The organism is Streptococcus sp. 5346 (genome assembly GCF_013277455.1).
In the GTDB taxonomy this organism is placed as follows: domain Bacteria; phylum Bacillota; class Bacilli; order Lactobacillales; family Streptococcaceae; genus Streptococcus.
The window spans coordinates 1-19,529 of record NZ_VMMY01000012.1; the positions used below are offsets into that span (position 1 = coordinate 1).

General features: G+C 38.5%; 19 protein-coding genes, 1 pseudogene and 1 riboswitch. Of the genes and pseudogenes, 17 read left to right on the top strand and 3 right to left on the bottom strand.

Translation table 11 applies throughout. The features are described from left to right. Nucleotides 1-125 precede the first annotated feature (125 nt). The 10 genes from cbpD (at nucleotide 126) to HT732_RS07250 (ending at nucleotide 10,064) form a co-directional block, all read left to right on the top strand. Nucleotides 126-1,244, top strand: a complete 1,119-nt coding sequence (gene cbpD / locus HT732_RS07205) for a choline binding-anchored murein hydrolase CbpD (RefSeq protein ID WP_173254464.1) — start codon at nucleotides 126-128, stop codon at nucleotides 1,242-1,244. Nucleotides 1,245-1,326: 82 nt separating this feature from the next. Next, nucleotides 1,327-1,429, top strand: a riboswitch (TPP riboswitch). A gap of 68 nt (nucleotides 1,430-1,497) precedes the next feature. After that, nucleotides 1,498-1,788, top strand: a complete 291-nt coding sequence (locus tag HT732_RS07210; protein WP_000647665.1) for a thiamine-binding protein — start codon at nucleotides 1,498-1,500, stop codon at nucleotides 1,786-1,788. Continuing rightward, nucleotides 1,751-2,509, top strand: a complete 759-nt coding sequence (locus HT732_RS07215) for an ABC transporter permease (protein WP_001245134.1) — start codon at nucleotides 1,751-1,753, stop codon at nucleotides 2,507-2,509. Before HT732_RS07210 ends, HT732_RS07215 begins: the two co-directional genes overlap by 38 nt. 37 nt (nucleotides 2,510-2,546) lie before the next feature. Then, entirely contained in the window at nucleotides 2,547-3,554 is a 1,008-nt protein-coding gene (locus HT732_RS07220; protein WP_061864811.1) for an ABC transporter substrate-binding protein, read from the top strand. Continuing rightward, a complete protein-coding gene (locus tag HT732_RS07225; protein WP_173254465.1) occupies nucleotides 3,554-4,279 on the top strand; it encodes an ABC transporter ATP-binding protein in 726 nt (241 codons plus the stop codon). The genes HT732_RS07220 and HT732_RS07225 overlap by 1 nt, the downstream gene beginning before the upstream one ends. 122 nt (nucleotides 4,280-4,401) lie before the next feature. Further along, nucleotides 4,402-4,860 (top strand): CtsR family transcriptional regulator, encoded by a 459-nt coding sequence (locus HT732_RS07230; RefSeq protein WP_001211279.1) that lies wholly within the window; start codon nucleotides 4,402-4,404, stop codon nucleotides 4,858-4,860. Nucleotide 4,861: 1 nt separating this feature from the next. Then, a complete protein-coding gene (locus HT732_RS07235) occupies nucleotides 4,862-7,294 on the top strand; it encodes an ATP-dependent Clp protease ATP-binding subunit (RefSeq protein ID WP_173254466.1) in 2,433 nt (810 codons plus the stop codon). 147 nt (nucleotides 7,295-7,441) lie between these two features. After that, nucleotides 7,442-8,500 (top strand): AAA family ATPase, encoded by a 1,059-nt coding sequence (locus tag HT732_RS07240; RefSeq protein ID WP_173254467.1) that lies wholly within the window; start codon nucleotides 7,442-7,444, stop codon nucleotides 8,498-8,500. Nucleotides 8,501-8,509: 9 nt separating this feature from the next. Continuing rightward, entirely contained in the window at nucleotides 8,510-9,289 is a 780-nt protein-coding gene (pnuC, locus tag HT732_RS07245) for a nicotinamide riboside transporter PnuC (protein ID WP_173254468.1), read from the top strand. Nucleotide 9,290: 1 nt separating this feature from the next. Beyond that, on the top strand, nucleotides 9,291-10,064 hold the full coding sequence (locus tag HT732_RS07250; RefSeq protein ID WP_173254469.1) for an NUDIX hydrolase: 774 nt from the start codon (nucleotides 9,291-9,293) through the stop codon (nucleotides 10,062-10,064). Between the two features lie 72 nt (nucleotides 10,065-10,136). Here HT732_RS07250 and HT732_RS07255 read toward each other — a convergent pair whose 3' ends face one another. Continuing rightward, entirely contained in the window at nucleotides 10,137-10,367 is a 231-nt protein-coding gene (locus HT732_RS07255) for a hypothetical protein (protein ID WP_173254470.1), read from the bottom strand. A gap of 278 nt (nucleotides 10,368-10,645) precedes the next feature. Here HT732_RS07255 and HT732_RS07260 point away from each other — a divergent pair, with 278 nt between their 5' ends. Then, the gene (locus HT732_RS07260; protein ID WP_173254471.1) at nucleotides 10,646-11,344 is read left to right on the top strand and encodes a hypothetical protein; all 699 of its coding nucleotides are present in this window, start codon (nucleotides 10,646-10,648) and stop codon (nucleotides 11,342-11,344) included. A gap of 70 nt (nucleotides 11,345-11,414) precedes the next feature. On the opposite strand, the pseudogene HT732_RS07265 reads toward HT732_RS07260, so the two are convergent. Beyond that, nucleotides 11,415-11,642: pseudogene (locus HT732_RS07265) on the bottom strand (tRNA dihydrouridine synthase DusB); the annotation flags it as partial. 129 nt (nucleotides 11,643-11,771) lie between these two features. Here HT732_RS07265 and HT732_RS07270 point away from each other — a divergent pair. The 6 genes from HT732_RS07270 to HT732_RS07295 all read left to right on the top strand — a co-directional run bounded on the left by HT732_RS07270 (nucleotide 11,772) and on the right by HT732_RS07295 (nucleotide 18,832). Further along, complete coding sequence (locus tag HT732_RS07270) at nucleotides 11,772-13,532, top strand: ATP-binding protein (RefSeq protein WP_173254472.1); 1,761 nt, start codon at nucleotides 11,772-11,774, stop codon at nucleotides 13,530-13,532. Then, complete coding sequence (locus HT732_RS07275; protein ID WP_173254473.1) at nucleotides 13,510-14,115, top strand: response regulator transcription factor; 606 nt, start codon at nucleotides 13,510-13,512, stop codon at nucleotides 14,113-14,115. The genes HT732_RS07270 and HT732_RS07275 overlap by 23 nt, the downstream gene beginning before the upstream one ends. Nucleotides 14,116-14,212: 97 nt before the next feature. Next, complete coding sequence (locus tag HT732_RS07280) at nucleotides 14,213-15,106, top strand: AvrD family protein (RefSeq protein ID WP_173254474.1); 894 nt, start codon at nucleotides 14,213-14,215, stop codon at nucleotides 15,104-15,106. Beyond that, a complete protein-coding gene (locus tag HT732_RS07285) occupies nucleotides 15,106-15,882 on the top strand; it encodes an AAA family ATPase (RefSeq protein ID WP_173254475.1) in 777 nt (258 codons plus the stop codon). Before HT732_RS07280 ends, HT732_RS07285 begins: the two co-directional genes overlap by 1 nt. A gap of 8 nt (nucleotides 15,883-15,890) precedes the next feature. After that, entirely contained in the window at nucleotides 15,891-16,568 is a 678-nt protein-coding gene (locus HT732_RS07290) for an ABC transporter ATP-binding protein (RefSeq protein WP_000614114.1), read from the top strand. After that, on the top strand, nucleotides 16,565-18,832 hold the full coding sequence (locus HT732_RS07295; RefSeq protein ID WP_173254476.1) for an ABC transporter permease: 2,268 nt from the start codon (nucleotides 16,565-16,567) through the stop codon (nucleotides 18,830-18,832). The genes HT732_RS07290 and HT732_RS07295 overlap by 4 nt, the downstream gene beginning before the upstream one ends. A 151-nt stretch (nucleotides 18,833-18,983) precedes the next feature. Here HT732_RS07295 and HT732_RS07300 read toward each other — a convergent pair whose 3' ends face one another. Then, on the bottom strand, nucleotides 18,984-19,529 hold the full coding sequence (locus HT732_RS07300) for a cysteine hydrolase family protein (protein WP_000233709.1): 546 nt from the start codon (nucleotides 19,527-19,529) through the stop codon (nucleotides 18,984-18,986).

A 19,529-nucleotide genomic window follows, 5' to 3' on the forward strand; every position in this document is an offset into this window, starting at 1 on the left:
ACTCTTCGAAAATCAAATTCAAACCACGTCAGCTTCGCCTTGCCGTACTCAAGTACAGCCTGCGCCTAGCTTCCTAGTTTGCTCTTTGATTTTCATTGAGTACTATACTATTTCAAGGAGGAAGAATGAAAAGTTCATCATTTAAAGTAATAGAGACAGGATTTTCTTTTAGAAAGTCGGTTAAAAAGGTTGTTCCTTTTTTAGTAGTAGGATTGATGCTAGCAGCGGGTGATAGTGTCTATGCCTATTCTGGCGGAAATGGATCGATTGCGCGTGGGGATGATTATCCTGTTTATTATAAAAATGGGAGCCAGGAGATTGATCAGTGGCGCATGTATTCTCGTCAGTGTACTTCTTTTGCAGCCTTTCGTTTGAGTAATGTCAATGGTTTTGAGATTCCAAGGGCTTATGGAAATGCGAATGAATGGGGGCATCGTGCTCGTCGTGAAGGCTATCGTGTAGATAATACACCGACGATTGGCTCTATTGCTTGGTCTACTGCAGGAACTTATGGGCATGTTGCCTGGGTGTCAAATGTAATGGGAGATCAGATTGAGATCGAGGAATATAACTATGGTTATACAGAAGACTATAATAAACGAATTATAAAAGCAAATACGATGACAGGATTTATTCATTTTAAAGATTTGGCTGGTGGCAGTGTTTGGAATAGTCAAACCTCAGTTTCAACAGGAGGAACACATTATTTCAAGTCTAAGTCTGCTATCAAAAATCAGCCATTAGTTAGCGCAACTGCGATTGATTACTATTATCCTGGGGAGAAGGTTCATTATGATCAAATTTTCGAAAAAGATGGATACAAGTGGTTGAGTTATACAGCTTATAACGGAAGTCGTCGTTATATCCAGCTAGAGGGAGTGACTTCTTCACAAAATTATCAGAACCAATCAGGGAATAGCTCTAATTATAGCTCAAATAATGGATCGACTGTCGGTTGGAAGAAAGTAAATAGTAGTTGGTATCATTTCAAATCAAATGGCTCTAAATCAACAGGCTGGTTGAAGGATGGTTCTAGTTGGTATTATTTGAAATCATCTGGTGAAATGCAGACAGGCTGGTTAAAGGAAAATGGCTCGTGGTATTATCTGGATAGTTCAGGGGCAATGAAAACAGGCTGGTATCAAGTTTCTGGTAAGTGGTATTATTCTTACTCTTCAGGTGTCTTAGCTGTTAATACGACGGTGGATGGCTACAGAGTAAACAGTGATGGAGAACGAGTATAGAAAATTGGAGTAGGAAATTTTTCCTGCTCTTTTCTGTAAGCAGTTTCCTTGACATTTTTCTTATTTTGCGCTATCATATATCTATATAATATATGGGAGTCTGTGTACAGTCTGAGAGGAAGTGTTAAACTTCGACCGCACCTGATCTGGGTAATGCCAGCGTAGGGAACGATACTTAGTCTATTCTTGACCTTTTCCATATATGGCAAAGGTTTTTCTTTTTGTCAAAGGAAAACGAGAAGAGGAGGTTTTTATGAAAGCAAGCATTGCCTTGCAAGTTTTACCCCTAGCGCAGGGAATTGATCGGATAGCTGTTATCGATCAGGTCATTGCTTATCTGCAAGTTCAAGAAGTGACGATGGTGGTGACACCATTTGAAACGGTCTTGGAAGGGGAGTTTGATGAGCTTATGCGCATTCTAAAAGAAGCGCTGGAAGTGGCAGGGCAGGAGGCAGATAATGTCTTTGCCAATGTCAAAATAAATGTAGGAGAGATTTTAAGTATTGATGAGAAACTTGAAAAGTATACTGAGACGACACATTAGTCTATTGGGCTTTCTGGGAGTCTTGTCAATCTGGCAGTTAGCAGGTTTTCTTAAACTTCTCCCCAAGTTTATCCTGCCGACACCTCTTGAAATTCTCCAGTCCTTTGTTCGTGACAGAGAATTTCTCTGGCACCATAGCTGGGCGACCTTGAGAGTGGCTTTATTGGGACTGATTTTGGGAGTCTTGATTGCCTGTCTCATGGCTGTACTTATGGATAGTTTAACTTGGCTCAATGACCTGATTTACCCTATGATGGTGGTTGTTCAGACTATCCCGACCATTGCCATAGCTCCTATCTTGGTCTTGTGGCTAGGTTATGGCATTTTGCCTAAGATTGTCCTGATTATCTTGACGACAACCTTCCCTATCATCGTCAGCATTTTGGACGGTTTTAGGCATTGCGACAAGGATATGCTGACCTTGTTTAGTCTGATGCGGGCCAAGCCTTGGCAAATCCTGTGGCATTTTAAAATTCCAGTCAGCCTGCCTTACTTTTATGCAGGTCTGAGGGTCAGTGTCTCCTACGCCTTTATCACAACAGTGGTATCTGAGTGGTTGGGAGGCTTTGAAGGACTAGGTGTCTACATGATTCAGTCCAAGAAACTGTTTCAGTATGATACCATGTTTGCTATTATTATTCTGGTATCGATTATCAGTCTTCTTGGTATGAAGTTGGTCGATATCAGCGAGAAATATGTGATTAAATGGAAACGTTCGTAGAATTAGAATGTTTCAAAAAAGAAAAGAGGAAATCAAAATGAAGAAAACATGGAAAGTGTTTTTAACGCTTGTGACAGCTCTTGTAGCTGTTGTGCTTGTAGCTTGTGGCCAAGGAACTGCTTCTAAGGATAACAAAGAGGCAGAACTCAAGAAAATTGACTTTATCCTAGACTGGACACCAAATACCAACCACACAGGGCTTTATGTTGCCAAGGAAAAAGGCTATTTCAAAGAAGCTGGAGTGGATGTTGATTTGAAATTGCCACCAGAAGAAAGTTCTTCTGACTTGGTTATCAATGGTAAGGCACCATTTGCAGTGTATTTCCAAGACTACATGGCTAAAAAATTGGAAAAAGGGGCAGGAATTACTGCTGTTGCAGCTATCGTAGAACACAATACATCAGGAATCATTTCTCGTAAATCTGACAATGTAGCTAGTCCAAAGGACTTGGTTGGTAAGAAATACGGAACTTGGAATGACCCAACTGAACTTGCTATGTTGAAAACCTTAGTAGAATCTCAAGGTGGAGACTTTGAAAAAGTTGAAAAAGTACCAAACAACGACTCAAACTCAATCACACCGATTGCCAATGGCGTTTTTGATACTGCTTGGATCTACTACGGTTGGGATGGAATTCTTGCTAAATCTCAAGGTGTAGAGGCTAACTTCATGTATTTGAAAGACTACGTTAAAGAATTTGACTACTACTCACCAGTCATCATCGCAAACAACGACTATTTGAAAGATAACAAAGAAGAAGCTCGTAAAGTCATCCAAGCTATCAAAAAAGGCTACCAATATGCTATGGAGCATCCGGAAGAAGCAGCTGATATTCTCATCAAGAATGCACCTGAACTCAAGGAAAAACGTGACTTTGTCATCGAATCTCAAAAATACTTGTCAAAAGAATACGCAAGCGACAAGGAAAAATGGGGTCAATTTGATGCAGCTCGCTGGAACGCCTTCTACAAATGGGATAAAGAAAATGGTATCCTTAAAGAAGACTTGACAGACAAAGGCTTTACCAACGAATTTGTGAAATAATGACAGAAATAAGACTAGAACACGTCAGTTATGCCTATGGTCAGGAGAGGATTTTAGAGGACATCAATCTGAAAGTCACTTCAGGTGAAGTGGTTTCCATCCTAGGCCCAAGTGGTGTTGGAAAGACCACCCTCTTTAATCTAATCGCTGGGATTTTAGAAGTTCAGTCAGGGAGAATTGTTCTTGATGGCGAGGAAAATCCTAAGGGACGCGTGAGTTATATGTTGCAAAAGGATTTGCTCTTGGAACACAAGACGGTGCTTGGAAATATCATCCTGCCCCTCTTGATTCAAAAAGTGGATAAGGCGGAAGCTATTGCTCGCGCGGATGACATTCTTGCGACCTTCCAGTTGACAGCGGTACGGGACAAGTATCCCCATGAACTCAGCGGTGGGATGCGTCAGCGTGTAGCCTTGCTTCGAACTTACCTTTTCGGGCACAAGCTCTTTCTCTTAGATGAAGCCTTTAGTGCCTTGGATGAGATGACCAAGATGGAACTCCACGCTTGGTACCTTGAAATTCACAAGCAGTTGCAATTGACGACCCTGATTATCACGCATAGTATCGAGGAGGCCCTCAATCTCAGCGACCGCATCTATATCTTGAAAAATCGCCCTGGTCAGATTGTTTCAGAAATTGATCTAGATTGGTCTGAAGATGAGGACAAGGAAGTCCAAAAGATTGCCTACAAACGTCAAATCTTAGCAGAATTAGGCTTAGAATAAGTAGAAAAATAGGGAGTTGGTGAAGATTATCCTTTACCAGCGCCCTTTTTCTTTTAAAAATGAGAAAATTTCGGTATAATAGTCAAAGATAGTCAAGGTTTAAAGAGAGAGGTGGGTTTGTAATGAGATTTAAAAATACATCGGATCATATTGAGGCCTACATCAAGGCGATTTTAGATCAATCTGGAATTGTGGAGTTGCAACGAAGTCAGTTGGCAGATACTTTTCAGGTTGTTCCTAGTCAGATTAACTACGTGATCAAGACACGCTTTACGGAAAGTAGAGGCTACTTGGTTGAAAGTAAGCGTGGTGGCGGAGGCTACATTCGTATAGGACGGATTGAGTTTTCTAGTCATCATGAAATGCTCCGAGAACTGCTTTACTCGATTGGTGAGCGGGTCAGTCAAGAAATTTATGAAGATATTCTGCAGCTTTTGGTTGAGCAGGAATTGATGACCAAGCAGGAGATGAATTTGCTAGTATCAGTAGCTTTGGATCGCGTTCTAGGAGAAGAAGCTCCAGTTGTTCGTGCTAATATGCTACGACAGGTCATACAAGAGGTAGATAGAAAAGGGAAGTAAGATGAACTATTCAAAAGCATTGAATGAATGTATCGAAAGTGCCTACATGGTTGCTGGCCATTTTGGAGCTCGTTACCTAGAGTCTTGGCACTTGTTGATTGCCATGTCCAATCACAGTTATAGTGTGGCAGGGGCGACTTTAAATGATTATCCATATGAGATGGACCGTTTAGAAGAGGTCGCTTTGGAACTGACTGAAACAGACTATAGCCAGGATGAAACCTTTACGGAATTGCCGTTCTCCCATCGTTTGCAGGTTCTTTTTGACGAAGCAGAGTATGTAGCGTCAGTGGTCCATGCTAAGGTGCTAGGGACAGAGCATGTCCTCTATGCGATTTTGCATGATGGCAATGCCTTGGCGACTCGTATCTTGGAGAGGGCTGGTTTTTCTTATGAAGACAAGAAAGATCAGGTCAAGATTGCTGCCCTACGTCGAAATCTAGAAGAACGTGCAGGCTGGACTCGTGAAGACCTCAAGGCTCTACGCCAACGCCATCGTACAGTAGCTGACAAGCAAAATTCTATGGCTAATATGATGGGTATGCCCCAGATTCCGAGTGGTGGACTCGAGGACTATACGCATGATTTGACAGAGCAAGCGCGTTCTGGCAAGTTGGAGCCAGTCATCGGTCGGGACAAGGAAATCTCGCGTATGATTCAAATCTTGAGTCGAAAGACCAAGAATAATCCTGTCTTGGTTGGGGATGCTGGTGTTGGGAAAACTGCTCTGGCGCTTGGTCTTGCCCAGCGTATTGCTAGTGGGGATGTGCCTACGGAAATGGCTAAGATGCGCGTGTTAGAGCTTGATTTGATGAATGTCGTTGCAGGGACACGTTTCCGTGGTGACTTTGAAGAGCGCATGAACAATATCATCAAGGATATTGAAGAAGATGGTCAAGTCATCCTCTTTATCGATGAACTTCATACTATCATGGGTTCTGGGAGCGGGATTGATTCGACTCTGGATGCGGCTAATATCTTGAAGCCAGCCTTGGCGCGTGGAACTTTGAGAACAGTTGGTGCCACCACTCAGGAAGAATACCAAAAACATATCGAAAAAGATGCAGCCCTTTCTCGTCGTTTCGCTAAAGTGACGATTGAAGAGCCAAGTGTAGCAGATAGCATGACCATTTTGCAAGGTTTGAAGACGACTTATGAGAAACATCACCGTGTGCAAATCACAGATGAAGCGGTTGAAACAGCCGTTAAGATGGCCCATCGTTACTTAACTAGTCGTCACTTGCCAGACTCTGCTATCGATCTCTTGGATGAAGCAGCGGCAACAGTGCAAAATAAATCAAAGCATGTAAAAGCAGACGATTCTGACTTGAGTCCAGCTGACAAGGCCTTGATGGATGGCAAGTGGAAACAGGCAGCTCAGCTAATCGCAAAAGAAGAGGAAGTGCCTGTCTATAAAGACTTGGTGACAGAGTCTGATATTTTGACCACCTTGAGTCGCTTGTCAGGTATCCCAGTCCAAAAACTGACTCAGACTGACGCTAAGAAATACCTGAACCTGGAAGCTGAATTGCATAAACGTGTCATCGGGCAAAATCAAGCTGTTTCAAGCATTAGCCGTGCCATTCGCCGCAACCAGTCAGGGATTCGCAGTCACAAGCGTCCGATTGGTTCCTTTATGTTCCTAGGACCGACAGGTGTCGGTAAGACCGAATTGGCCAAAGCTCTGGCAGAAGTTCTCTTTGACGACGAATCAGCCCTTATCCGCTTTGATATGAGTGAGTATATGGAGAAATTCGCAGCCAGCCGTCTCAACGGAGCTCCTCCAGGCTATGTGGGCTATGAAGAAGGTGGGGAGTTAACTGAGAAGGTTCGCAACAAACCCTATTCCGTTCTCCTCTTTGACGAGGTAGAGAAGGCCCATCCAGACATCTTTAATGTTCTCTTGCAGGTTTTGGATGATGGTGTCCTGACTGATAGTAAGGGACGCAAGGTCGACTTTTCAAATACCATTATCATCATGACGTCAAATCTTGGTGCGACAGCCCTTCGGGATGACAAGACCGTCGGTTTTGGAGCTAAGGACATTCGTTTTGACCAGGAAAATATGGAAAAACGCATGTTTGAAGAGCTGAAAAAGGCTTATAGACCTGAGTTTATCAACCGTATTGATGAAAAGGTAGTCTTTCATAGCCTGTCTAGTGATCATATGCAGGAAGTGGTGAAGATTATGGTCAAACCTTTAGTGGCAAGTTTGGCTGAAAAAGGCATTGACTTGAAATTACAAGCTTCAGCTCTGAAATTGTTAGCAAATCAAGGATATGACCCAGAGATGGGAGCTCGTCCACTTCGCAGAACCCTACAAACAGAAGTGGAAGACAAGTTGGCAGAACTTCTTCTCAAGGGAGATTTGGTGGCAGGCAGCACACTTAAGATTGGTGTCAAAGCAGGCCAGTTAAAATTTGATATTGTATAAAAATGGAGAATCAGGAGCAATCTTGATTCTCTTTTTTGCTACTTTTTTATAAAAAACAATAAAAAACTATTTACAAAACAAAAATATAGTTTACAATAAAAACATAGATAATAAAAATATCAAAAAATATAAAAAGGCTATAGGTTTATGAAAAAGAAAACAGCAGTGGTATTTGGAACCTTTGCTCCGCTTCATCAAGGTCATATTGATCTGATCCAGCGTGCGAAGCGACAGTGTGACCAGGTCTGGGTTGTCGTTTCAGGCTATGAGGGAGACAGAGGGGAACAGGTAGGCTTAACGCTTCAAAAAAGATTCCGCTATATCCGAGAGGCCTTTGGTGATGACGAGTTGACCTCTGTCTGCAAGTTAGATGAAACCAATCTTCCTCGTTACCCTATGGGCTGGCAGGAGTGGTTGGACCAAATGTTAGCGGAGATTTCCTATGATGAAACCCAGCAAGAACTAATTTTCTTTGTGGGAGAAGCAGACTACCAGCAAGAATTATCAAATCGTGGCTTTGAGACTGTTTTGCAAGAAAGAAAATTTGGTATCTCAGCGACTATGATTCGAGAAAATCCAAGCAAATATTGGAAATATATTGCTCAACCCTTCCGTCGTCAGTTTACCAAGAAAGTGTTGATTATGGGAAGTGCTAGCAATGGGAAGACCACTCTAGCCAAGGATTTGGCAAGGTATTACGATGCACCTGTCAGCTTGGAATACGCACGTGAGTACCAGATCAAAAACAATGTCCGCGATGATGAATTGACTCCAAAAGATTACTATTATCTCCTGTTGGGCCAGTATGACCAGACCTCTAAGTTAATCGATAGCAATGCCAATAGGGGACTGGTGATAGCAGACACCAACTCTTTAGTAACCAAGGGCTATTATGATTATTATATGGAGACTGAGGACCAAGGGGATTTATCAGGAGAGACTTTTGATAATCTCTTTGCCTCGATCTTGGCTAAGGAGAAATGGGACTTGATTCTCTTTGTGCAACCTGTCGGTTCCTATGTCAATGACGGATTTAGAGATATGACCATGGCGGAAGACCATATTCGTCATAGTTTTTCACAACATTTGGATCAGATGAGGGAGCGCTACTTAGCAAACATTCCACTAGTTTATCTAGCAGAGGATTATCTAGGAAATTATGAAGCAGCAAAAGTGGCTATTGATGCCATTTACCAAGCAGATTAGGAGAAAATTATGAAAAAATTAACTGAAAAAATCACACAATTTATCGAAAACTTTAAAAATGTCCATGCGGAAGCCCGCAAGATCGGTTTTGCAGGAATCATGAACCTGCTCTGGAAAGATCTCTTTGTCGGCCGTAGCCTCTTCCAGTGGTTGTATCTCATCGCCTTGTCGAGTGTTCCCTTGATCTTGGAATTCACGCAAAATACAGAAAGTCATGACTGGATGAGCTTGTTTGCATCTTGGACTGGGATTGTCTGTGTTATCTTGGTAGCAGAAGGGCGTGCAAGTAATTATCTCTTTGGGGCTATTAACTCAGCTATCTATTTGATTTTGGCTATGAATGCGACTTTTTATGGCGAAGTCTTGACAACTGTTTACTTCTTTGTCATGCAGCCGATTGGTCTCTATGCTTGGCTGTCCAACCGTATCAATGACCAAGGAAAAGCAGAAGAATCTCATTTTGAAGCTAAGAAATTATCTGTTTTTGACTGGCTCAAGTACTTAGCCTTGACTGCTATCATTTGGATTGGTATGGGCTTGGCTTACCAAAGTATCCATAGTGCTCGCCCTTTCCGTGATAGTGTTACCGATGCGACCAATGGTGTTGGTCAGCTCTTGATGACACGTCTTTACCGTGAGCAATGGATTTTCTGGATTGCAACCAATCTCTTTAGTATCTATCTCTGGTGGGGTGAAAATATCCATATCCAAGGGATGTACTGGGTTTACACTCTCAATAGTCTAGTAGGTTGGTACCAATGGACCAAGGCAGTTCGTAAGGAGGCATAAAATGGCGGACACGATGATTCCAGCAGGGATGACAGAGAGAGAATATTTTGAAATCCATGCAAGTCAGGAGGAGTTTTTGGATTGGTACTACAAGCAGGAACTTCCTCAATACGAAAAACCAAGTGTGACGGTGGATATGGTAGCCTACTGCTTTGTTGAAGGAAAAATCAAGCTTTTATTAATTCGTCGCAAGGCTCACCCTTATCAAAACTGTTTGGCCTTAGTTGGAGGCTTTATGGACAAGGGCGAAGATGCTGCGCATGCCTGTCAGCGTGAGGTGAGAGAAGAAGTCAATCTCGATCTTCCTTTGGAAAAAATCGAGCAATTGATGACCGTATCGACCCCCGGCCGTGACCCCCGGGGCTGGACAGTGACCATTGCTCACTTGGTTTATTTGCCTAGTCGTGCATTAGAACTTGTTCAAGCAGGAGACGATGCCAAGGATGTCGTTTTCGTAGATGTCGATTTTCAGACAGGAAAATGCTACCTAGAGGGAGTAGAGTTGGAGGAGCAAGCCTTCGCTTTTGATCATTATGCCATTATCCAAGAATCCATCAAACGAATCCAAGGCCGTCTCGACTGGAATCCGACCTTCCTTTATCTGCTGGAGGAGGAGTTCACTGTCTACGAAGGAACTGAACTGGTCAATCTTATCAATCCCGGTCGTCCAATCGTCAGCAATAACTTTCTCGTAAAATACGGAGAATATGTAGAAGAAGTTGGACTCAAACGAGTGCCTAAAAAGAAACCAAGAAAAACCTATCGATTGAAATAAAAAACGAGGTCGGGAAAAGTTCCCGATCTCTTTATTTGCCTTTATTAGTTTGATTTGCTGTTGCGACTGTTTTTAGGGATGGCTCTTTTTCTTAGAATTGCTCATGATGCGAATGAATAAATCTTTGTATTTATATTTTAAATAGGTTTCGTGTAAATACAATAAAGCTACGTAGGCAATCATAAAAACGATAGTTAAGAAGAACAAATCAAATGTTGTTTGAGCGTAATGAGTAGCTCCCCCGTAAGAAGCGAAAGCATCTAAAATCACCCAAGGCAGATACTTGTAATACTTATTTAGCATAAGAGTGCACCTCCTATATTCTATTTCAATGTTATTATATTCCTTTGTAGTTAAAGATGCAAGCGATTACACAAAAACAAATTCAAATTTTTAATAGGAAAATCTCCTGCTTTTCTATTTTATTACGAATAGAAGAGTAGGAGGAGTAAATGTATCTAAATTATGTGAGATTTTTAAAATAGTTTAGATAAATTGTTGACATATTTAATTCCCAATGTTACAATTATATTACAAAAAGATTTCTTTATATTTCTAAAATATTACAAAGGAGTAGAAAAATGAAAAAGAAAACCTATATCAAATTGATGGCAGCGACTGTATTGGCTTCTACCTTGCTACTGGGAGCTTGTGGAAATAAAAAAGAAACAACTCAAGCAAGCAGTTCTGCTAAGACAAGCCAATCATCAAGCTCTAAAGCAGCTTCTGCTAGCAAAGAAAGCAAGACTCAGAAGTCCTCAAGTTCAGCTTCATCTGAAAAGGCCAAGGCATCTACTGATCAATCTTCAGCAACTGCAACGCCATCACAAGCGGCACCTGCACCAGAGCAAAGACAAGGTCAAGAAGTGGCTAATCAACAGGCAGCTAGTCAACAAACTCCTGCTCAGACTCCTTCAACTCAACAAGCTCCTCAAGCCCAGTCTAACCAATCAAGCTATGATCCTACAACTGACCGCAAACTTCAAGACAGGCAAGCAGAGCAAAATAAACGCTACAAGGGTGTTTTAACCATGGTAGATGGTGATTTCTCAGCTGCAGCGGGCAATTGGAAGGGAGCAAATGGCGAAACTATCACAGTTTCATCAGGAGGTCAATTTACAGTAGAATCTTCTGATGGAAAGAAAGAAAATTACTCTATCAAAGGCTATTCTTATACTCTTGATGATGGTAAGTATAATGCCAAAATTGGTGGAGGAAAAGTCATCCAAATTACAACAGGAGCGGATGGTAAGGTTTCTAGTGTTGCTTTGAATCAATAATAGCTCTCAGTATTTGAATTTTTACAATCAAAAACCCGTAACCTTTAAGATAGTTACGGGTTTTTGTCTATTAAGCTTTCTCCAATTGCAAGAGGGCTTCAATCTCTGCTAGGGTGCTAGCTTGTGAAATGGCTCCACGGAGTTTGGCAGCGCCAGATGTTCCACGGAGGTAGTGAGGAGCGAGGCCACGGAATTCACGAACTGCGACGTTTTCCCCTTTGAGGTTAATCAAGCGTTTCAAGTGTTCGTAGGCGATTTTCATCTTGTCCTCAAAGGTCAAATCAGGTAGGATTTCTCCTGGCAGAAGATTGTATTAGTTATATCTCGAAAGAAAAAAGAATGAATTTAACTATAAAACCTATCTTATTGAATGAAAAAATGGTAGAATAAACATCAATATCAAGTGAAATATGGAGTGTTACAAATAATGAAGTCAAAAATGTTTCGATTTTCTTTTGTTTTGTTATTTATTTTCTTTTTTTATTTTTCGTTTTCAATATTTAACCGAACGTACAGTGGAATCACCGTAGATAAACATGATAATGAGTGGATAGTTAGACAAGTCCATGATCTGGGAAGCTTTGCGAATCATCAAGAGATAATAGGGTCATCAATTATACAAATAGACGGTCAGAGTCCAGATAGTGATTTCTTGTTATCACGATTTTTAATTGTTGAGCCTCTTCATTCTGTGACAGTGTTAAATCAAGGAATCTCAAAGATTTTAATAGTAGAATCTGAAAGAACAAGCCAAATTATCTTTCTTGTTTTATCAATCATTGCTTTTCTGATTCTACTGTTATTTTGCTTATACATAAAAGGCAGAAGTAGAGGAAAAACTGGGAAACGATATTTTTATTTTATTATTTATACTAGTCTGATGTTATTATCGATTATTCCATCAAGTATAGGAGATGTATTTGGTCGTAGTCTATTAATTTCATACTTGACTTTATTTCCATTATTCATGGATATCTTCATTAGAGTGTTAGTCTTAAAGATAAAAGGTTCAACAATTTCTAACTTTTCTCGTATTATACTGGGCTATTCACTCATCACTCAACTTTTGTTTGTTTATAATCTTATACAGCCCATTGATTTTTTGACCATCTTTTTTTCTAGGGGGGTATTTTATTTAGTATTTTTCTTTTTAGTTATCCTACTGTTAAAGATGCTTATAAATTACTCTCAGATAAGAGAAATGTTGCCAATTCATACCTTATTTTTAGCAGTTCTGGCTTTATTTCCTTTATTTTTTGGATATATTTTTCCGATTGGTAAGGAAGTTTCGTTTATTTATAGTATTCCTTTATTGTTGCTTATTTTGTTCTCTATTGTAAATAACTTGATACTAGAGCGACTGATATATGTTGCTTGGAAGTGGAATCCATTCATATATAACTTGATATTTGCCGTTTTTTTCACTAGTATAATTATTCTTTTTAGTCTGTTATTAAGAGAATTTTCTCCAATTTTTTTCGTTCTTTACACTTTTCTCTTTTCGCTAGCTTTGTTACCTGAAATAAGGAAAATGATGTTGATTAGCCATAAAATGGAGGGAATCTTTAGTAGTTTTCATACTTTTGTAGCTAGTGAATTGGAGAGGGAAGAAATTGCAACGTTTATACATGATACTACAATTCAGAAGGTTATTTATTATAAAAAGCAGTTAGAAATTAGTGAACAAATTAATAGGGTAGCTTTATTAGAGATGTTGGATGATATTGTCTTTGAATTAAGAGATTTATGTTCCAATATCTATCCTTTAATGGTGCATGAATTAGGGCTGAAAGAATCTATTACTAGCATATTAAACCAATTCATGAAGATGGAAACTGTTTCGATTATGACAACTTTTTCAATAGATGAAGAAAAAGTTAATGATAAAGTGGGCACGTTTGTATTAAGGACAGTTAAAGAACTAGTAAATAATAGTATTCTTCATGGGAATGCTAGAGAAATTACTGTAGATTTATCTACAAAAGAAAAGATTTTATCAATTGAAGTTATAGATGATGGTATTTTTAAGGGAAACTATCAGTCTAATGAACATCATTTTGGTTTAAATAGAATTGTAAAGAAGGTTCATTTATTGGGGGGAACTGTTCAGATAAATATAGAACCTACAAGTGTGAAGATACGAATACCTATAGAAGGGAAGAAAAATGATTCGTTTGGTTTTGATTGATGATCACAGTTTAGTATTACAAGGATTGGAGAACTATTTTTTAAAGGAAGATGATTTTAAAATTGTTGGTTCCTATACAAAAGTAGCAGATTTACTTCTTTGTCTCAAGCATGAAAAGGTAGATGTGCTAGTTATGGATTTTATGCTGAAAGGAGTAACGGCATTTGATGTTATTAGTCAAATAAATAGATTTCTGAATACAGTTCCCAAGATAGTTCTTTTATCAGGATTTTATGACACTTTGTTACATAAGAGAGCGATGGATTTTGGGATTCAAGCTTTTTTACCCAAAGAAAGTTCTTACTTGGATGTTAAAAGTGCAATTTATGCTGTTTATAAGGGCAATCATGTTATCCCAGATGGTTTGTTAGAAAAGCAAGAAAATAATCTATTAACAGATACGGAGTTAAGTGTATTGGAACTTATTGTAAAAGAATATTCTAATGAAAAGATAGCAAATAGTTTATTTGTTAGCAGGAGAACAGTGGATACCCATGTTTCAAATATTTGTTCAAAGTTGGGAGTGACGAGTAGAGTTGGAGCTGTACGTGAGGCTATTCGATTAAATCTCGTATCTTTATAATTTATCCTAAAAAGGCAAGAAGGTTTTCGTAAATTACGGATTCTTTCTTGTCTTTTTTTGTTTAAGATAGAGTCAGTTTAATAGATTGGAGAAGGATATGCTAACAGTAGATTATTTACTTGGAGATAATAGAAATCGCTATTTTGGTAGAGGACATAAGAGGACGACTTATGAAGTTAAGTTGAAAAATATTTTAGAAGGGGTTGGGTCTCTTCATCAAGAAGGTTTGTGGTCTAGTAAACAATCTGAAATCATACAGCAGCATCTGAGTACATTAGATGGAATAGTATTAGCTCATTTATTTGGAAGTGAAATACTGAAAAGAATGGGAGTTAGCTTAAATCAGTATAGGTTAAGCCATTTTGAGATAAAGTCAGGAATAAAAGCTATAGAAGAATTAGTAAATTTAAAATTAGAATTACAAAATTTCAAAATGACGAACCAAGTGATTGAATTTGATTGTTTGGTAATGGATATGAAAGTTTGTTTAGGCTATCAATTATTAGAATATAAGGAAAATGTAGTTACTATAGGAGAACAAGGTAGAGATTTTTTATCAACTCATTTGAGAGATAGACAACATGATATATACGATGTTGAGTTTTCAGATAATAGTATATCTTGTAAGGCAGAGCAAGTACTGATCAAAGATATTGAATATAGTGGTGTAGGTAGTCTAGAAAAGAATTATTATAGTTTGTTAGAACTTCTGATTATTTTTTCTCAAATGGCAGAGATGTTAGCCTACCATATAGAAGAGATATCTCGAGAAGAGAGCAATACCATGTGGATGAAGCAAGTGAGTGCAGACTTGAATTCACCAATTTTGAACGGAGTAGTAGAGCTTAGTGGTAGTGTTTCAAAAAATAGATTATTAAAAATTAGAGAAGAGCATTGGAAAGTCTACGAAATGTCCGGATATGATATAGATCATAAGGTAGTCTTTAAAAGTAAAATAGCTCAAAAATTACCTGATGGAGGGGGACAGTGATGGGAAATAGAGAATTAAGGTTAGTCATATCAGGCACTTATTCTACAGGTAAGACAACAACTGCTACAGCTCTTTCGATTGCAACGGGACTTCCCTTAATCGACGCTTTGTCTGCGAGGGAAATTTTGACAGATTTATATCCTGGTAGAAGATTTCAGGATATGTCATCAACTGAATTGATGGCACTAGGACTAAAGCGTTTTGAGGAGAGAATTCGTACAGAAGGAATTTTATACAAGGAACATGGAAGTTTTCTGTCAGATGGGTCAGTATTGAATGAATGGATTTACGGAACTGTTCGAATGAGGGTAGGAATTAACCCAGGATCAGCATTCATTCATCGATTGATGAAATCTATTTTAGGTATTCCTGGTCGAACATTTTTCAAAAAATATTTGACTGCCTATGGGGTTGTCTCTAAGAATCATGCGAAATTGTGGTATACAGATGTTGTTCATTTACCAGTAGAGTTTGCAATGGATCCAGATGGGCATAGACCAGTATCTGAGGAGTATCGAAATTTATCAGATGAGGAATTATATGAAGCTTATAGGAATTTGGGTCTGACACCTTATTGTGTCAAAGGTAGTCAGAAAGAACGGTTAAATCAGATTATTCAACATTATGAGTTGCCAATAGTTGTTCCAGTAGATGAGGCTATTTCCTTAGCTGAAAAGGTTATACGAGAAAACAGGGAAGCAGTATCTAAACGTATTATAGAGCAGTATGAAGAGCCTACATTAAAGGAAAAAATAAAATTTATGACAAGATATTAGGAGTATGTATGATTCAGTTTCAAAATATTAGTAAGATTTATAAGGTGGGGGAGCAAGAAGTTCGTGCTTTAGATCAAGTTAGTTTTTCTATTGAGAAAGGAAAATTTACAGTTATTTTAGGTCCATCAGGTTCAGGGAAAAGTACGTTACTAAATTTACTTGGTGGGATGGATCGTGCGACATCAGGAACCTTTATATTTGATGAGGAACTAGTAACAAAGTTTACGGATAAGGAATTATCTGCTTATCGAAAAGATAAGATTGGTTTTGTTTTTCAATTTTATAACTTAGTTCCAAGTTTAACGGCCAAGGAGAATATAGGTATTGCAGCCAATTTAGTGAAAAACAATAAAGAAATTGATATGTATTTAGATCAAGTTGGTTTACTTCATAGAAAAAATAATTTTCCTAATCAACTTTCTGGAGGTGAAATGCAACGTGTATCAATTGCACGGGCATTGGCTAAAGAGCCTAGTCTATTATTGTGTGATGAACCTACAGGAGCGTTAGATTCAAAGACAGGTGATAGTATTTTAACTTTATTGAAGGAAGTTTCTAGAAATGGGAATGCTGCAGTTGTAATGGTTACACATAATAGAGAGTTTGCTAAATTTGCAGATCGAGTTATATATTTGAAAGATGGAAGTATTGAAAAAATAGAGAATAATGAAGAGGTGCTGGGATGAGGTATCTTCATATAAAATTATTAAGAGATCTTCGGCAAAATTGGCAACAATTTTTCTCTGTTTTTCTGATGTCTCTATTAAGTGTATTAATCTTTGTAGGGCTACAAGGAGCTTGGCATGGACTTGAAAAGAGTCTAGAGAGTTATTTGAAACAATCTGAACTTCCTGTTGTTTGGGTTCAAGCGAGACAAATTGATGAATCAAAAATTAAGCAGGTTGAACTCTTATCTTCTGTTGAAAAAGTTGTCAGTAAAAAGAAAGGCTTTGCTAATATTGTTCGTTTAGACAAGACTGACGGACGAATCAATCTTGAAACGATTACAGATAATCAACTGGTTACAGTAACAGAAGGAAGTCCTTTTTCTGAGGGAAAACAAAATTCGATTTGGGTTGATGGGAATTATGCGAAGAAGAATCATTTACAGATTGGAGATTCAATTTCTATTTCATCAAGGGGGAAACAGATAGATTTAGAAATTGTAGGATTTGTTCAGGCGACAGATAAGATTTATTTTACAGGTAGCATGGAATATATCGCTCCAAATCCTGACAATGATGCCTACGGTTATATTGCCGATAATGAAATTGCAAAAGGAATTCTGGGTTTATCGTCAGATAATGCCTTAGAAATTTATGGTTCTAAGGTAGATTTGCGAGGAGATTTAGAGTCTATTTTAGGGAGCGATTTAGTTTCTTATCAAGATCAAAAAAGTTTAACTGAAATATCAGAAGCTACTGATCGAGTGGGGCAAATTAGAAACTTATCTTACCTATTTTCTTTTATCTTTATTTTGTTAGCTATTTTGGCTATGTTTACAACCATTCAGCGTTTGATTGATGGTCAAACAAAAGAGATTGCTGTATTAAAAGCTTTAGGCTTTTCAAATCAGGCTATCAGTTTACATTATATTTTATTTGGCTTAGTAGTAAGTTTATTAGGAAGTTTCGCAGGCTTTGCTATTTCTCCCTTGATGTCATGGTTTGTACTAGAAACTCAAAAGTCAATGTTTACACTTCCAAATTGGCAAATCTCTTATTCATCTTCATCAATAGTCGTTGGTATTGTGGTCATTATTATTTGTGTTTTAGCTGCCTATTTAGCTTCTAGAGAGTCAGCTAGAGGTTTACCAGCAATATTTTTAAGAGGTAAAGAAAAAGTTGCTAAATCTGTCTTTGTGGAAAGATTTTCCTCTATCTGGCAACGAATTTCTTATCCTTCAAGATGGGCAATTCGGGATGCCTCGTTTAATCGTATTCGAGTTTTGATGGGAATCGTGGGAGTTGCAGGAAGTATGATGTTACTGATTGCTGGAATTGGTATGCCTGTGTCCATGAATCATCTTGTTGATAAGGCATATAATGAAGATTTTTCTTATTCAAAACGACTGACCGTAGCGGATTATCCTACTTCTAAGTCTAAATATGGTGGGCAAGGTGTACAAATTTCACAAGCACATTTTAGTCCAGATGATGGATACAACCGTTTATTGATTATATTTGATGATGGAGATATGATACAAGCAAAAACAGAGAGTGCTGAATCTTTGAAAGATGATGGTTTGTATGTAACTAGATCATTTGCCCGTTTGGCAGGTATTAAAGTCGGAGATTTTTTAACTGTAACTCCTTATCAAGATGGTCATACTTACAAGTTTGAAGTAAAAGGGATTGTCACAAGTGAAACCAATCAAGGGGCTTATCTTCATGCTAGAGTCTTTGAAAAAGCAGGGGGAGATTTTACTCCACATACTTTATTAGTTGGATCGGAGGTGGACGAAGATACTATTAAGCAAGACAAAGGTGTTCTATCTGTCATTGAAAAAGGGAGCCAAGAAAAAAATGCCTATGATTTTGTAGCTAGTTTAATGAGTGTATTTCTAATGATTATTGGCTTTGCTTTATTACTTGTTATTATTGTTCTCTATAATCTAGGTTCTTTAAACTTTGTAGAGAGAATGAGAGACTATGCTACATTGCAAGTATTAGGATTTTCTAATCAATATCTACAGAAGCTAACTCTTTTTGAGGCTATACTAACTACCTTTATTGGGTGGCTAGTAGGAATTCCTTTAGGCATATGGTTTTTGAAAGAATATGTAGCAACATTTTCGACGATTCGAATTGAGTATACCGCTTATGTCAGTATGTATGTCCTTGCTTCTGCTACGTTATTGGTCTGGTTTACATCTTTAGGGACTGCTTATTTTATTAGTCTTCGTATGAGAAAGATTGACATGATTAGTGCTCTAAAGGGGGTAGACTAGTAGAGTTAGTTCTGACTGAATCTATAGACCTTTATGCATAATTGTTAATCATCGGTTCTAAGGTCCAAATTTACCTATTTGTGTCTGGGTTCACTACATTACTGCATTCAAAATCCGTCAGCTTAATAAGGGTTGACGGATTCTTTTATACTTATACTTGGGTTAAAAATTCTTCTGTAGTAAGAATTTGAGCAAACTCATCTTGTAGAGAAAGGAGATTAATCTCATGGATAGTCTCAGGAGAGATGGCCTGACCGTTTTTGTTAGATAGGGTAAAACTGGCAGTAGCATCTGCTAGTAAAGTGACTTCAAAACCAAGATTTGCTGCCATTCGTGTCGTAGTAGATACACAATGAGGCAGGGTCAAACCAACAACGACTAAATGACAAATCTGATTTTTTCGTAAATATGTTTCAAGATTTGTTCCAATGAAGGCGCTATTAAGCGTTTTTTGAAAGACAGGTTCTGCAGTAACTGGCTCAAATCCACTTTTAAACACCTGATTTTGTTTGTTATGAAATTGCGACTGGGGATTGTCAGATATGTGTTGAACATGTAAGACTGGAAGAGCGTGTTTACGAAAGTATGCCAGTACCCTCAGTGCTTGATGTTCAGCTTGAGGGTTGTTCCGTTCTCCCCAGATAGGGTTATCAAATGCTTTTTGCATATCGATAATCAGTAGAGCAGTATGAACCAT

Bases quoted from the DNA above. Each gene is read 5' to 3' on its own strand.
- HT732_RS07290 (WP_000614114.1), top strand. From the start codon at position 15,891: ATGATTCAGTTTCAAAATATTAGTAAGATTTATAAGGTGGGGGAGCAA.
- HT732_RS07260 (WP_173254471.1), top strand. From the start codon at position 10,646: ATGAAAAAGAAAACCTATATCAAATTGATGGCAGCGACTGTATTGGCT.
- HT732_RS07295 (WP_173254476.1), top strand. From the start codon at position 16,565: ATGAGGTATCTTCATATAAAATTATTAAGAGATCTTCGGCAAAATTGG.
- HT732_RS07270 (WP_173254472.1), top strand. From the start codon at position 11,772: ATGAAGTCAAAAATGTTTCGATTTTCTTTTGTTTTGTTATTTATTTTC.
- HT732_RS07230 (WP_001211279.1), top strand. From the start codon at position 4,402: ATGAGATTTAAAAATACATCGGATCATATTGAGGCCTACATCAAGGCG.
- HT732_RS07235 (WP_173254466.1), top strand. From the start codon at position 4,862: ATGAACTATTCAAAAGCATTGAATGAATGTATCGAAAGTGCCTACATG.
- HT732_RS07250 (WP_173254469.1), top strand. From the start codon at position 9,291: ATGGCGGACACGATGATTCCAGCAGGGATGACAGAGAGAGAATATTTT.
- cbpD (WP_173254464.1), top strand. From the start codon at position 126: ATGAAAAGTTCATCATTTAAAGTAATAGAGACAGGATTTTCTTTTAGA.
- HT732_RS07275 (WP_173254473.1), top strand. From the start codon at position 13,510: ATGATTCGTTTGGTTTTGATTGATGATCACAGTTTAGTATTACAAGGA.
- HT732_RS07215 (WP_001245134.1), top strand. From the start codon at position 1,751: ATGAGAAACTTGAAAAGTATACTGAGACGACACATTAGTCTATTGGGC.
- HT732_RS07210 (WP_000647665.1), top strand. From the start codon at position 1,498: ATGAAAGCAAGCATTGCCTTGCAAGTTTTACCCCTAGCGCAGGGAATT.
- HT732_RS07255 (WP_173254470.1), bottom strand. From the start codon at position 10,367: ATGCTAAATAAGTATTACAAGTATCTGCCTTGGGTGATTTTAGATGCT.
- pnuC (WP_173254468.1), top strand. From the start codon at position 8,510: ATGAAAAAATTAACTGAAAAAATCACACAATTTATCGAAAACTTTAAA.
- HT732_RS07285 (WP_173254475.1), top strand. From the start codon at position 15,106: ATGGGAAATAGAGAATTAAGGTTAGTCATATCAGGCACTTATTCTACA.
- HT732_RS07240 (WP_173254467.1), top strand. From the start codon at position 7,442: ATGAAAAAGAAAACAGCAGTGGTATTTGGAACCTTTGCTCCGCTTCAT.
- HT732_RS07280 (WP_173254474.1), top strand. From the start codon at position 14,213: ATGCTAACAGTAGATTATTTACTTGGAGATAATAGAAATCGCTATTTT.
- HT732_RS07220 (WP_061864811.1), top strand. From the start codon at position 2,547: ATGAAGAAAACATGGAAAGTGTTTTTAACGCTTGTGACAGCTCTTGTA.
- HT732_RS07225 (WP_173254465.1), top strand. From the start codon at position 3,554: ATGACAGAAATAAGACTAGAACACGTCAGTTATGCCTATGGTCAGGAG.
- HT732_RS07300 (WP_000233709.1), bottom strand. From the start codon at position 19,529: ATGGTTCATACTGCTCTACTGATTATCGATATGCAAAAAGCATTTGAT.